Below are 13,542 nucleotides of genomic sequence, written 5' to 3'. Positions count from 1 at the left end.
GCGCAGCAGTAACACTTCGTGGGAAATTGGATGCGGCAGGAAAGGCGGGGCGGGACACCCACCCAGACCGGCCAGCGCCTGTGACTCGGGACGTCATGCGGGCTGGCCGTTGCCCGGCCACGGGCCTAGGGTGACTGTGCGGTTCCCGCGCCGCCCCGGCCAGGCGTGACCCGGACCCGGGATGCTGTTCCCCACGGCTGTTCCCCACGGCGAAAGCGAGTCCCATGAGCACCCCCACGATTTACGCGCTGCACGAGAACCCTGAATGGTTTCCGCCCTTCGCCCGGGCCTTCGAGGCCGAGGGCGTCCATGTGGAGGAATGGCTGCTGACCGACGGTGTGCTGGACCTGGATGCGGTCCCGCCGGAGGGAATTTTCTGGTCGCGGATCAGTGCGTCGTCCCATACGCGGGACCACGGATTGTCCAAGGACTATGCCCGGGCCGTGCTGTCCTGGCTTCAGGCGCACGGCCGGCGGACCGTAAACGGCCGCCGGGTCCTGGAACTGGAAATGAGCAAGGTGGACCAGCTGACCGCCCTGCGGGCTGCCGGCGTCGACACCCCGCGCACCGTTGCCGCCGTCGGACGCCACCAGATCGTGGCGGCGGCCAAGGAGTTCGAGACCCCTTTCATCGTCAAGCACAATCAGGGCGGCAAGGGCCTGGGCGTGCGGAAGTTCGAGTCCCACGGTGAGCTGGCGGACTACGTGGCGTCAGCGGAGTTCGAGGAACCGGCGGACGGAATCACCCTGGTGCAGGAGTACATTTCCGCTGCCGAACCGTTTATCACCCGCGTTGAAATTGTGGGCGGGGAGTTCATTTATGCGATCAAGGCGGACACCGCCCGGGGCGGCTTCCAGCTCTGCCCGGCCGACGCCTGCGCCATTGACCCGGCCACCGGGAGGCCCATCATGCCGCCGGGCGCCACCATTGCCCCGGACGCCGACACGCAGCTGTTCAGCCTGCGGAAGGACTTCGACTCCCCAGTGATCGGGAAGTACCTGGAGTTTGCCCGCCGCAACGGGCTGGAGGTGTGCGGGATCGAGTTCATTGAAGCTGCCGACGGCCGGCTGCTGACCTACGACGTGAATACCAACACCAACTACAACGCCGCAGTGGAGGCCGTTGCCCCGCGGTCGGCACCGCGCGCGCTGGCCCGCTACCTGGCGTCCCTGACCGACTAGCTGCGTCCGCTTGGACCCGTTGACTGTTCCCCCACACCTCGGCGGCGGGACGGAACCGGCGTGGTTTGGACCTCGTTATTTATCGGTGGAAGCGAGGCCTCGCTATAGTCAGTTTTAGCCAACTTAAGGAGCAACTCCATGTCCGTCGCCGCTGAGCGTGCCTCTGAACCCCTGTGGGTCAAGAACTATCAGAGCGGTGTTCCGGCGCAGATTGAACTGCCCACGGAATCCCTCACCGCAATGATGGAAGAAGCTGTAGAACGCTTCGGCAGCAAGGTGGCATTGGAGTTCTTCGGCGCCGAGACCACCTATAAGGATCTGGGGGACCGGATCAACCGTGCAGCCGAGGGACTGCGCCGGCTGGGAGTGCGCAAGGGCCACCGGGTGGCCATCATTCTGCCCAACTGCCCGCAGTACCTCATCGCGTTCTACGCCGTGCTGCGGCTGGGCGCCGTCGTCGTCGGGCACAACCCGCTGTACACGGAGCGCGAACTCCGCCACCAGTTCGAGAACCACGGTGCCAAGGTTGCCATCGTGTGGGACAAGGCAGTGGAGAAGGTCCAGGACTTCCCCGGCGACGTTGCCGTGGAAACCATCGTGGCCGTGAACATCACCAAGGCCATGCCGCGCCTGAAGCGCATCGCCCTGACCCTGCCGCTGCCCTCCGTCCGGCGCACCCGCGAGGGACTGACCGCCAAGACCGAGCGCACCACCTCGTGGGAAGACCTGCTGGACAACGCCCCGCTGGCGCAGGACCACCCGCGCCCGCAGGTCACCGACCTGGCCGCGCTGCAGTACACCTCCGGCACCACCGGCGCTCCCAAGGGCGTCATGCTCACGCACTACAACCTGCGTTCCAACGCCCTGCAGGGCAAGGCCTGGATGCACGGCGCGCAGGAGGGCAAGGAAGTTATTTACGGCGTGCTGCCGATGTTCCATGCCTTCGGCCTGACCCTGTACCTGACCTTCTCGGTGCTCACCGGCTCCCGGCTGGTGCTGTTCCCCAAGTTCGACGTGGACCTGGTGCTGACGGCAGCGAAGAAGTCCCGCCCCACCGTCTTCTGCGCCGTGCCGCCGATCTACGAGAAAACCGCCACCGAATCGAAGAAGCGCGGCGTGGACCTGTCGACCATCCGCTACGCGATCTCCGGCGCCATGACCCTGCCGGCCGCCACGGTCAAGCTGTGGGAAGAGGTCTCCGGCGGACTGCTGGTGGAAGGCTACGGCCTCACCGAATCCTCACCGGTGGCACTGGGCAATCCGTTCGCCGAATCGCGGCGCAACGGCACCATCGGTGTGCCGTTCCCGAGCACCGAAATGCGGGTAGTGGACCCCGAGGCGCCGGAAAACGACGTCGAGCCCGGAGCTGCGGGCGAACTGCTGGTCCGCGGTCCGCAGGTCTTCGCCGGCTACTGGAACAACCCGGAGGGCACCGCGGAGGTGCTGCTCGACGGCGGCTGGCTGCGCACCGGCGACATTGTCACCGTGGATGAAGACGGCTTTGTGAAGGTGGTGGATCGGCGCAAGGAACTGATCATCACCGGCGGCTTCAACGTTTCCCCCACCGAGGTGGAGGACGTGCTGCGCACCCAGCAGTACATCCTCGACGCCGCCGTGGTGGGCTTGCCCCGGGCAGACGGCGGCGAGCAGGTAGTGGCCGCCGTCGTCCTGCAGGAAGGTGCCGAGCTGGATGAGGCCGCGCTGCGCGCCTACTGCCGGGAGCGGCTCACCCCTTACAAGGTGCCGCGGAAGATTGTCGCCATCGACGAACTGCCCAAGTCCATGCTGGGCAAGGTGCTCCGGCGCCAGGTGCGGGACTCCCTGCTGCAGGACGCCTAGCTTCCATCATCGTTTTCGCGGGGGCAAGAGGTTTACGCCTCGCGCTTCGGGTACCTATTGACGGTTCTCCGGCTGAGGGGCTGGAATTGTAAGTGGGCTTGGTATGTGTGCCAGGTCACTCACAAGTCAACCAACCGGCCACCCGGAGCTGCAGGCGGAAACCGACCGCTTCGCTGTTTTCCTCCACCGGCCGGGGGTGAATTACCGCCGGTCAACCGACTCGGCGGATTCGCTGTCGCGAGGAGAACAAGATGATCACGAATCAGCAGGTCGAAGGACTTATGACCGGTTCGGGCAACGTACTGGGCCCGAATGGTGACAGGATCGGTTCCGTCGGCACCTTCTACCTGGATGACCAGACCGACGAACCGGCATGGGTCACGGTCAACACCGGCCTTTTCGGCACGTCTGAAACGTTCATTCCCCTGAGCGAGGCAACCGTTGAGGGCGTTGACGTCCTGGTGCCCTATTCCAAGGAAGAGGTCAAGAACGCGCCGCAGATCGAAAGCGACGGTTCGATCAGCCCCGAAGAAGAAGTCACGCTGTACCGCTACTACGGGTTCAGTTACGACGACGGTTCCACCGAGTCCTTCAGCGAGACGGACACCATCACCACGGACAGCGGAACCAGCGGCATGAGGGACGCCGACATGAGGGACGCCGACGCCGGCCTGGTTTCGGATGAGCGCACCGCCGGTACATCCACCGGGTCGGGCACGTCCAACCTGTCGGACCACTCGCGGTCGGGTGCAAACATCGACGATGCCATGACCCGGTCCGAGGAGCGGCTGAACGTCGGCACCGAAAACCGTGCGGTAGGCAAGGCCCGGCTGCGCAAGTACATCGTTACCGAGACCGTCACCCAGCAGGTGCCGGTCAGCCACGAGGAAGTCCGGATTGAGCGCGAGCCCATCACGGACGCCAACGCGGGCGATGCCCTCTCCGGTGCCGAACTCACCGAGGACGAGCACGAGGTGACCCTGCACGCCGAGGAGCCGGTGGTGTCCAAGCACACCGAGCCGGTGGAGCGGGTACGGCTGGACACCGAGACCGTTACTGATACCGAGAGCGTTTCCGAAGAGGTCCGCAAGGAGCAGATCGACACGGACGTCAACGACAGCGACATCCGGCGCGGGAAGTCGGGCGGGTCCGGGTCCGGCGGGTCCGGGTCCGGCGGGTCCGGGTCGGGCGGCAGCTCGGGCTCGGGTTCCGGGTCCGGCCGCGGCCGCTAGCATCCGGCACAGCAATTTAGTACGCACGACGACGGCGGGTCCCGGGTTTTCCGGGGCCCGCCGTTTCGTTGCGGCTCCAGGCGGCACGTCGGAAGGTTCCCCGTCCCCGTTGTTACCCGCTAGGGTGGGGCAACTGTCTTCGATTCCCGGGGGAACCATGCGAAAAACCGCCGCCATTGCGGCCCTTGCCCTGATGCTCACCACCGGTTGCAGTGCGGCAGGTCCGGAAACCGAACCCGCCGCGGCACCGGCAGCGCCTTCCGCTACCCCCGCGCCTTCCGCCACTCCGACGGCGTCGGCAAAGGATTCACTGGAGCAGTCCTGCCGCAAACTCCTCGGGCCGGAGGGCAAAGGGGTGCTTTCCCAGGCCAGCTATTTCGTGCGAATCAATGAGGGTACCTACGGATTCAACGGGCCGGCAGAAAGCGCCCGCACAGTGGAGAAGCAGATCCGCAGCATCGCCCTCACCGCGCCGGAGGGCCTGGATGTGCAGTTGGATGAGCTGGTCTCGTCCTTGGGTAAGGCCATCATTGCGGCCGAAAGCCAGGCTGCCGGATCGAGCTTCGACATGTTCGCCTGGCAAAGCACCATTGCGGACCTCCAAGCAACGTGCGCGCCCTACGAGGTGGGCTGAGCCCGGCGTTGTACCAGGCGTTGGCGCTGGCCCACCACTCACGGTCTGTCAATGGATGGAATCCGTGCAGGTCTGCTGTCGCATCCCGGCCACCCCTGCGATGGAGTCTCCGGAAATGTGGCCGGTTTGGGGAAACGCTGCCACTTTGGGAAATCCCTGCCGGTTTGGACTGGCAGCAGAATGCCAAACCGGCAGGAGAATCCCAAACCGGCAGGAGTACACCCCAAGCCCCTACGCCACCAGCCGGGCCGTCCGTTCCAGCACTTCCCGGCAGGCACGGATGGCCGGACGCTGGCTGCCGGCCTCACGCACCGAAGTGAAGATGGTCCGCCGTGGTTTGCCCGGCAAATCCAGCAGCCGCACGGTCGGGGGCCGGCCCGTCCAGACCAGCTCCGGCATCAGCCCGACGGCGTTGCCGGACTCGATCAGCCGAATCTGCGCCTGCAGGTCCGCCGTTTCATACCGCACATCCGGTTCAAACCCGGCTTGCCGGCAGGCCTGCTCAGCCCAGTGCCTGGAAGCTGCACCCCGCGGCTCCATGACCCAGGCCAGGGAGGCAGTGTCGGCAATGGAGCGGATATCCGGCCCGCCCAGGTTCTCCGCAGGCACGGCCAGATGGATGGCGTCGGTGGTCAGCTGTTCCCGGTCCAGCCCGGGATGCCTCGGAGCGGCGTGCCCGGGGTACTGCTCGGCAATCACCAGGTCGAAGTCCCGGGCCCAGGTTTCATACAGTGCCGTTTCCGGTTCCCGCTGGGTCATTTCAATACGCACCTCGGGGTAGTCCCGGCCCAGGATGGTCAGCGCGTCCGGCATCAGCGCCAGCGCCGCGGACTGGAATACGGCCACCCGGACCGTGCCGGCAACCGTGGTCAGCGACTCGGCCAGATCTGCCTCGGCCGCTTCCATGGAGTCCAGGATGCGGGCGGCGTGGTCCACCAAGATTTCCGCCTGCGGCGTCAGTGTCACCCGGCGGCCGGTCTTGCGCAGCAGCTCCACTCCCACCTCCTTTTCCAGCAGGGCCAGCTGCTGGGATACGGAGGACGGACTGAAGTTCAGGGCGGTGGCCACAGACGCCAAGGTACCCCGGACCTTCAATTCACGCAGAAGCCGCAGCCGGCGGATATCGAGCACGGGAACCCCTCGTAGAACGTTCAGAAAAGCTGACCAGTATTGGTCGGAAAAGATCGCTTTATCTAATTGAACTACAAGCGGATACTGAGTCAGTACCTCGGGGGAACCCCACTTGTTAGACGAAAAGAGCACCAGGAAAATGACCGACACCTTTGAGGACCGCGCCACCGCCGACGCCGTCCCCAACGCCGCGCTGGCAGAGCAGTCCGTAGCCCTCGTCCGCCGCTGGCTCACCGAGGCCGCAGCCGTCCCCGTGGACGCCTCCGCCGCGCAGCTGGCCGGCGTCCTCAAGGACCCCGACGGCCTCGGTTTCACCGTGGGCTTCGTGGACGGCGTCGTCCGCCCCGAAGATATCCGCGTCGCCGCCCGCAACCTGGCTGCCTTGGCGCCCCGCGTCCCCGGCTTCCTGCCCTGGTACATGCGCGCGGCCGTCCGCGCGGGCGGCATCCTGGGCCCGGTGGTGCCGCAGATCGTCATTCCTGCCGCCCGCAGGGTGCTGCGCGAAATGGTCGGCCACCTGATTGTGGACGCCACCGACGCCAAGCTGGGCAAGGCCATCGCCGGCATCCGCAAGGAGAACATCCGGCTGAACATGAACCTGCTGGGTGAAGCCGTCCTGGGCCAGCATGAAGCCGCCCGCCGGCTCGAGGGCACACACGCGCTGTTGGCCCGCGACGACGTCGATTACGTCTCCATCAAGGTCTCCGCCACCGTGGCCCCGCACTCGCCGTGGGCCTTCAACGAGGCCGTGCAGCATGTGATCGAGTCGCTGACTCCGCTCTTCCGCCGTGCCGCGCAGTCTCCGGTGAAGAAGTTCATCAACCTGGACATGGAGGAATACAAGGACCTGGAGATGACCATGGCGGTCTTCACCGGGCTCCTTGCCAAGCCTGAGTTCAAAGAACTGGAAGCCGGCATCGTGCTCCAGGCCTACCTGCCGGACGCCCTCTCGGCCATGATGCGGCTGCAGGAATTCGCTGCCGCCCGCCGTGCCGAGGGCGGAGCCGCCATCAAGGTGCGCGTGGTCAAGGGTGCGAACCTGCCCATGGAGCAGGTGGAAGCCTCCCTGCACGGCTGGCCGCTGGCCACCTGGCACTCCAAGGCGGACAGCGACACCAACTACAAGCGCGTCATCAACTACGCCCTGCACCCGGACCGGATCTCCAACGTGCGGATCGGCGTGGCCGGGCACAACCTGTTCGACGTCGCGTTCGCCTGGCTGCTGGCCGGGGAACGCGGCGTGCGGGACGGCATCGAATTCGAAATGCTGCTGGGCATGGCCGCCGGCCAGGCCGAGGTGGTGCGCCGCGACGTCGGCAGCCTGCTGCTCTACACCCCGGTGGTGCACCCGGCGGAGTTCGACGTCGCCATCGCCTACCTGATCCGCCGCCTTGAAGAGGGCGCCAGCTCCGAGAACTTCATGTCAGCCGTCTTCGAGCTGGCCGAGAACGAGGCCCTGTTCGAGCGGGAAAAGCTGCGTTTCCTGGCCTCGCTGGAGAACCTGGACACCGCCGTTCCCGCACCGCACCGCGTGCAGGACCGCAGCATGCCGGCCGCCGCTGCCGCCGCGGACAGCTTCGACAACACTCCGGACAGCGATCCGTCGCTGCCCGCCAACCAGGCCTGGGGCCGCGGCATCCTGGCGCGTGTGCCCGGCTCGGACCTGGGCGAGGCCGCTGTGGCCGCCGCCGCAGTCAGCACCGAAGCCGAGCTGGAAGCCGTCATCAACACCGCCGTCACCCAGGGCAAGGCCTGGGGTGCGCTCAGCGGTGCGGAGCGGGCCGAAGTGCTGCACCGCGCCGGTGAAGTCCTCGAGGCCCGCCGCGCCGACCTGATGGAGGTCATGGCCGCCGAGACCGGCAAGACCCTGGACCAGTCGGACCCCGAGGTTTCCGAGGCCATCGACTTCGCGCACTACTACGCCGAGCTGGCCCGTGAACTGGACACCGTGGAAGGTGCCCGGTTTGTGCCCTCCCGCCTGACCGTGGTCACCCCGCCGTGGAACTTCCCGGTGGCCATTCCCGCCGGCTCCACCCTGGCAGCGCTCGCCGCCGGGTCCGCGGTCGTCATCAAGCCCGCCCGCCAGTCCGCGCGCTCCGGCGCCGTGATGGTGGAAGCCCTCTGGGAAGCCGGCGTCCCGCGCGACGTGCTGCAGATGGTCCAGTTGGGCGAAAAGGAACTGGGCCGCCAGCTGATTTCCAACCCGGCCGTGGACCGCGTGATCCTCACCGGCGGCTACGAGACGGCCGAACTGTTCCGCTCCTTCCGCCCGGACCTGCCGCTGCTGGCCGAGACCTCCGGCAAGAACACTGTGATTGTCACCCCGAGCGCTGACTTCGACCTGGCCGCGCGCGACGTCGCCGCCTCCGCCTTCGGGCACGCCGGGCAGAAGTGCTCGGCCGCCTCGCTGGTAATCCTGGTCGGCTCCGTGGCTAAGTCCCCGCGCTTCCGCAACCAGCTGGTGGACGCCGTGCAGTCCCTGAAGGTCGGCTACCCGGAGGATCCCACCACGCAGATGGGCCCGATCATCGAACCGGCCGCCGGCAAGCTGCTGCGCGGCCTCACCGAGCTGGGCGTGGGGGAAACCTGGCTGCTGCAGCCCGAACAGCTCGACGAGAGCGGCCGGCTGTGGAGCCCGGGCATCCGCACCGGCGTGCGCCGCGGCTCCGAGTACCACCTCACCGAGTACTTCGGCCCGATCCTGGGCGTCATGACGGCGGACACGCTGGAAGAGGCCATCGAGATGGCCAACGACATCGACTACGGCCTCACCGCCGGCCTGCACTCGCTGGACCCGGCGGAAATGGATGTCTGGCTGAACCGCATCTCTGCCGGCAACCTCTACGTGAACCGCGGCATCACCGGCGCCATTGTGCGCCGCCAGCCCTTCGGCGGCTGGAAGAAATCGGCCGTGGGCGCCGGCACCAAGGCGGGTGGCCCCAACTACCTCATCGGGCTGGGCAACTGGGAAGCGGTAGACGGCACCTCCGAGGCAGCCCTTGAGCTACCCGCAGCAGCGCCGGCGGCGCGACTGGTAGCTGTGGCGGAATCGGCCGGGTCGTCCTTCAGCGCCGACGACGCCGCCTTCCTCCGCCGCGCGGCGAACCGTGACGCGCAGGCCTGGAACAGCGAATTCGGCACCGCCAAGGACATCTCCGCACTCTCCGCCGAGCGCAACGTGTTCCGGTACGTTCCCGTGCCGGTGACCGTCCGCCTGTCCGAGGGCCAGCCGGCGGCCCGGCTCGTCCGCGTGCTGGCCGCAGCGCTGACGGCAGGGTCAACGGTGGCCGTATCCACCGCCGTCGACCTCCCCGCCGGCGTGCGGGCGGTCCTGACCGAACTCGGGCTCCAGTTCCGGGTGGAGGACGACGCCGCCTGGCTGGCTTCCGCCGCTGCCTCGCTGAAGAACGGCCGGGTCCGGCTGATCGGCGGTTCCGCCCGGGCCTTGGCCGAGGCGACCGGCGGCACCCCGGATATTGCCGTGTACGCCCAGCCGGTCACCGAATCCGGCCGCTTGGAGCTGCTGCCGTTCCTGCATGAGCAGGCCGTCAGCATCACGGCGCACCGCTTCGGCACGCCGAACCACCTTTCGGATGCGCTGATCTAGCTCCGCAGCCGCCTGCCGGGAAAAGCACCGCAGAAAAGTACAGAAGGGCGGGAAGCCGTAAGCTTCCCGCCCTTCTGTACATTCGCCCGGGCCCGCCCTTGTCCCCGCTGCAATGGCGGCTGATGATGGGGTGGCCGGGGTGTATCGGGCTTCGGCACGCCGTCAGGGAGGCAAACATGCAGCCGCTGCTTATGGGCAAGAACGCCGTCATCTACGGTGGAGGCGGGGCTATCGGCGGCGCGGTGGCTCAGGCCTTCGCCCGGGAAGGGGCCCGCGTGTTCCTTGCCGGGCGCACCCCGGAGCCGCTGCAGGCGGTGGCTGCGGCGATTAGGGCGGCCGGGGGAGTGGCGGACACGGCACTGCTGGATGCCACCAACGAGCGGGCCGTGAACCAGCATGCCGACGACGTAGCGGCCGCGGCGGGAAGCCTGGACATCTCCCTGAACGTGATTCAGCACGGAGACGTGCAGGGCACCCCCATGGTGGAAATGCCCGTGGCGGAGTACCTGCGCCCGGTGGACACCGCGGTGCAGACCTTTTTCCTCACCTCGCAGGCCGCAGCCCGGCACATGATGAGGCAGCGTTCGGGGGTGATCCTGGCCTTCGGCGGGTCCGGGGACCCCGTGCCGGGTCTGTACCTAGGCGGATTGCAGACCGCGTTCGAAGCCATGGAAGCGATGCGCCGGCAGCTCTCCAGTGAGCTGGGGCGCTACGGCATCCGGGTCCTGACCCTGCGCACCGGGGGCATTCCGGAAACCCTGCCGGAAAATATGGAAGGTGCCGGCGAGATTGCCGACACCATCACCAACGCCACCATGCTGGGCCGTGCCGCCACGCTGGACGACGTCGGCTATGCGGCGGCGTTTGCGGCCTCGGACCGCGCTGCCAGCATGACTGCCGCCACGCTGAACATCAGCGCCGGTGCGCTGATTGACCGCTGAGGTGTTGCCGCTCTGATCCTCGAAGCGGCACTAGACCTTCCAGAGCGAGAAGTCATCCATGCTGACGGCGGTCCGCACGTCCGTGGATTCGTCGCGGATCCAGACCGTGGCCAGTCCCGGGGCAGTCTCCTGGACGGAGCCGCGGAAATAGGTTTCCCCGCCGCTGCGGGCTTCCACGGTGTCACCGCGGTGAAGGGAGCGGATGCTGCGTACGCGCTTGGCACGCACGGTTCGGGCCGAGGGGGCTGAAGGTTGGGCGCTTGCTACCGGCAAAGGGCGTCTCCTAGTGGGTTGATTCCTAGCGGGCTGATATTTATGCCAACAAACGCATATGCATCAAATATTCCCGATCACGCATGCAACCCTCACCCCCGGACGGCAGCCGCGGGTAGGATTCGGCCATGGATATCGTGGATTTCCTGGTCACACGCTTCCAGGAAGACATCTCCGAAGCCCGCAAACTCCTCGCCTCCCCGAACGTTTCCCTCTCCGACCGCTGGTATGAAGACCGCCTGCTGAAGGAATGCGAAACCAAGCTCATGCTCATTGAGATCATCGGCGGAGCACGCCGGCATGCCCTCTCCCGCATGATCCTGGACGAAGAGGACGAGGATGATCCCCGGTTCCGGGAAGAACTGGAATGGACGCGGCTGGCCCTGTCCGCCCTCGCCGCCGTGCACGAGGACCACCCGGATTTCCAGGACGCGTGGCGGCTCACGCAGGAACGCCCCTAACCGGCCACCAGGCGGGCTGTGGGGCCCGCGTATGCGCTGAAGCGCTTTGGGCAATAGATTGGTTCCATGAGTGCAAAGCCTACTGATCAATCTGTGCCGGACACCGATCTGCTCCACCAGCTCGCCGACGCCCACCACGTCGCCACCACGTTCAAGGGCTGGGACGGGTCCGAACAACAGGTTACGGACGCCACCCTGCGCCGGGTGCTGTCCGCGATGGGGCTGGACACCGCCACGGACAAGGATCTGGAACGGTCGCTGGCACAGTCCCGGGCCGCCGACTGGAAGCGGCCGCTGCCGCCCACCGCCGTCGTCCGGCAGGGCTCCCCGGGTACTGTCGCCGTGCACCTGCCCGCCGGGACTTCCGCACAGCTGACTCTTCGGCTGGAAGACGGCGGCGAACAGGAACTGGACTGGCCGGACACCCCCGAAGCGGAACTGGAGGTGGACGGCACTTTGGTGGCCCGCACCGCGGTGCCGCTGCCCGAGGGGCTGGAACTGGGCTGGCACCGACTGGAGCTGACGAGCGGAGCTACCCGGGCTGAGGCGGTCCTGGTGGTGACGCCGGACCGGCTGGGTACCGCCGACGCATTGCTGGCCAAGCGGGCCTGGGGAGTGCAGGCCCAGCTGTATTCGGTGCGCTCCTCCAGGTCCTGGGGCATCGGTGACCTGACCGACCTGGCGGACCTGGCCGCCGTCGCCGGCTCGGACTATGACGCCGGATTCGTCCTGATCAACCCGCTGCACGCCGCCGAGCCTGCGCCGCCCATTGAACCGTCCCCTTACCTGCCCACCACCCGGCGGTTCTTCAACCCGCTGTATATCCGGGTGGAAGCCGTGCCGGAGTACGCCTACCTGGGCGATGCGCAGCACCGGGCGGCCGAGGACACCGCCCGCAGCTTGTATGAGGCCAACACCTCGGCTGCCGAACTGGACCGGGACGCCAGCTTCGCCGGGAAGCTGAAGGTCCTCGAAGACGTCTACCGCGTCCCGCGCAGCCCGGCCCGGCAGCGGCAGTTCGAGGAATTCACGGCCGACGCAGGCCGTGGCCTTGAGAACTTCGCCCGCTGGTGTGCGCTGGCCGAGGAACTGGCGCCGGGCGCCCCGGAATGGGACGACGCCTCCGGTCCGGACAGCGAGTACGTGCTGGCGCAGTTGCCCAGGCTCCAGGAACGGATCGGCTTCTTCAAGTGGCTGCAGTGGATCCTCGACGAACAGCTCGAAGCCGTGCAGCAGGCGGCCCGGAAGGCCGGCATGGGAATCGGCGTCATCCATGACCTGGCGGTGGGGGTACACCCCGCCGGCGCGGATGCCTGGATGCTGCGTGACGTGCTGACCTCCGGCATTTCCGTGGGAGCCCCGCCGGACATGTTCAACCAGCGCGGACAGGACTGGAGCCAGCCGCCGTGGCATCCCGGACGCCTGGCCGAGTCCGGCTACGCCGCATACCGGGACATGATCCGCACCATCCTCCGGCACGCCGGCGGCATCCGGGTGGACCACATCCTGGGCCTGTTCCGGCTGTGGTGGATCCCCCAGGACGCCGAGTTGCCCGGTGAGGGCGCCTACGTCTACTACGACCATGAGGCACTGATCGGCATTCTGGCCCTGGAAGCGCAGCGTGCCGGCGCCGTCGTCATCGGCGAGGACCTGGGCGTCTTCGAGCCGTGGGTGCAGGATTACCTGGCTGAACGCGGGGTGCTGGGCACGTCCATCCTGTGGTTCGAGCAGACCGAGGACGGCCCGCTTGCTCCCGAGGAGTACCGGGCGGGCGCGCTGACCAGCGTGAACACCCATGACCTGCCGCCCACCGCGGGATATCTGGCCGGAGAGCACGTGAACCTGCGCGAGGAACTGGGCCTGCTGAACCGGCCCGTGGAAGAAGAGCGCCAGGCGGACAGCGAGGCGCAGGAAGCCGTACTGGAGGCGCTGCGGCAGCGCGGCCTGCTGCCCGCCGCCGCCGAGGGGGAGGCCGCGGGGCAGCTGCGCGGCGAGCAGATCCAGCAGACGGTGGAGGCGCTGCACGAGTTCATCCTGCAGACGCCCTCGGTGCTGCTCGGGGTTGCCCTGGCGGATCTGGTGGGGGAGAAGAAGACCCAGAACCAGCCCGGGACCGCCGATGAGTACCCGAACTGGCGGATACCCCTCTGCGGTCCCGATGGAAAGGCGGTGCTGCTGGACGACCTGGAGAAAAACCCCCGGTTCCGGTCCCTGGCTGCGCTGATGCAGGAGGGGATCTAGGC

10 protein-coding genes are annotated in these 13,542 nt (G+C 67.3%); 8 read left to right on the top strand and 2 right to left on the bottom strand.

Annotation, left to right across the window (positions count from 1 at the left end; genetic code table 11):
* Nucleotides 1-224: 224 nt before the first annotated feature.
* The 4 genes from LJ754_RS03985 (at nt 225) to LJ754_RS03970 (ending at nt 4,886) form a co-directional block, all read left to right on the top strand.
* The gene (locus LJ754_RS03985; RefSeq protein WP_227925580.1) at nt 225-1,181 is read left to right on the top strand and encodes an ATP-grasp domain-containing protein; all 957 of its coding nucleotides are present in this window, start codon (nt 225-227) and stop codon (nt 1,179-1,181) included.
* 138 nt (nt 1,182-1,319) lie between these two features.
* The gene (locus LJ754_RS03980; protein ID WP_227911849.1) at nt 1,320-3,020 is read left to right on the top strand and encodes a long-chain-fatty-acid--CoA ligase; all 1,701 of its coding nucleotides are present in this window, start codon (nt 1,320-1,322) and stop codon (nt 3,018-3,020) included.
* A gap of 251 nt (nt 3,021-3,271) precedes the next feature.
* A complete protein-coding gene (locus LJ754_RS03975; RefSeq protein WP_227925579.1) occupies nt 3,272-4,252 on the top strand; it encodes a YsnF/AvaK domain-containing protein in 981 nt (326 codons plus the stop codon).
* 157 nt (nt 4,253-4,409) lie between these two features.
* On the top strand, nt 4,410-4,886 hold the full coding sequence (locus tag LJ754_RS03970) for a hypothetical protein (RefSeq protein ID WP_227925578.1): 477 nt from the start codon (nt 4,410-4,412) through the stop codon (nt 4,884-4,886).
* A 231-nt stretch (nt 4,887-5,117) separates the two neighbouring features.
* On the opposite strand, the gene LJ754_RS03965 is transcribed toward LJ754_RS03970, so the two are convergent.
* Complete coding sequence (locus LJ754_RS03965) at nt 5,118-6,017, bottom strand: LysR substrate-binding domain-containing protein (protein WP_227925577.1); 900 nt, start codon at nt 6,015-6,017, stop codon at nt 5,118-5,120.
* A gap of 139 nt (nt 6,018-6,156) precedes the next feature.
* On the opposite strand from LJ754_RS03965, the gene LJ754_RS03960 reads away from it, so the two are divergent.
* Together LJ754_RS03960 and LJ754_RS03955 are read left to right on the top strand one after the other, a co-directional pair.
* A complete protein-coding gene (locus LJ754_RS03960; protein WP_227925575.1) occupies nt 6,157-9,624 on the top strand; it encodes a bifunctional proline dehydrogenase/L-glutamate gamma-semialdehyde dehydrogenase in 3,468 nt (1,155 codons plus the stop codon).
* A 176-nt stretch (nt 9,625-9,800) separates the two neighbouring features.
* The gene (locus tag LJ754_RS03955; RefSeq protein WP_227911843.1) at nt 9,801-10,565 is read left to right on the top strand and encodes an SDR family NAD(P)-dependent oxidoreductase; all 765 of its coding nucleotides are present in this window, start codon (nt 9,801-9,803) and stop codon (nt 10,563-10,565) included.
* Between the two features lie 30 nt (nt 10,566-10,595).
* On the opposite strand, the gene LJ754_RS03950 is transcribed toward LJ754_RS03955, so the two are convergent.
* Nucleotides 10,596-10,838 carry a hypothetical protein gene (locus LJ754_RS03950; RefSeq protein ID WP_227911842.1) on the bottom strand — a complete coding sequence of 81 codons (243 nt, stop codon included), beginning with the start codon at nt 10,836-10,838 and terminating at the stop codon, nt 10,596-10,598.
* A gap of 128 nt (nt 10,839-10,966) precedes the next feature.
* Here LJ754_RS03950 and LJ754_RS03945 point away from each other — a divergent pair, with 128 nt between their 5' ends.
* Nucleotides 10,967-11,299 (top strand): DUF6221 family protein, encoded by a 333-nt coding sequence (locus LJ754_RS03945; protein ID WP_227911841.1) that lies wholly within the window; start codon nt 10,967-10,969, stop codon nt 11,297-11,299.
* Between the two features lie 66 nt (nt 11,300-11,365).
* Complete coding sequence (malQ, locus tag LJ754_RS03940) at nt 11,366-13,540, top strand: 4-alpha-glucanotransferase (protein ID WP_227925574.1); 2,175 nt, start codon at nt 11,366-11,368, stop codon at nt 13,538-13,540.
* Nucleotides 13,541-13,542 lie beyond the last annotated feature (2 nt).

It is taken from the genome of Arthrobacter sp. zg-Y40 (assembly GCF_020731535.1).
Lineage (GTDB): Bacteria > Actinomycetota > Actinomycetes > Actinomycetales > Micrococcaceae > Arthrobacter_B.
The sequence above is the reverse complement of the archived record's forward strand: the minus strand, read 5'-3'. Positions and strand labels throughout refer to the sequence as shown.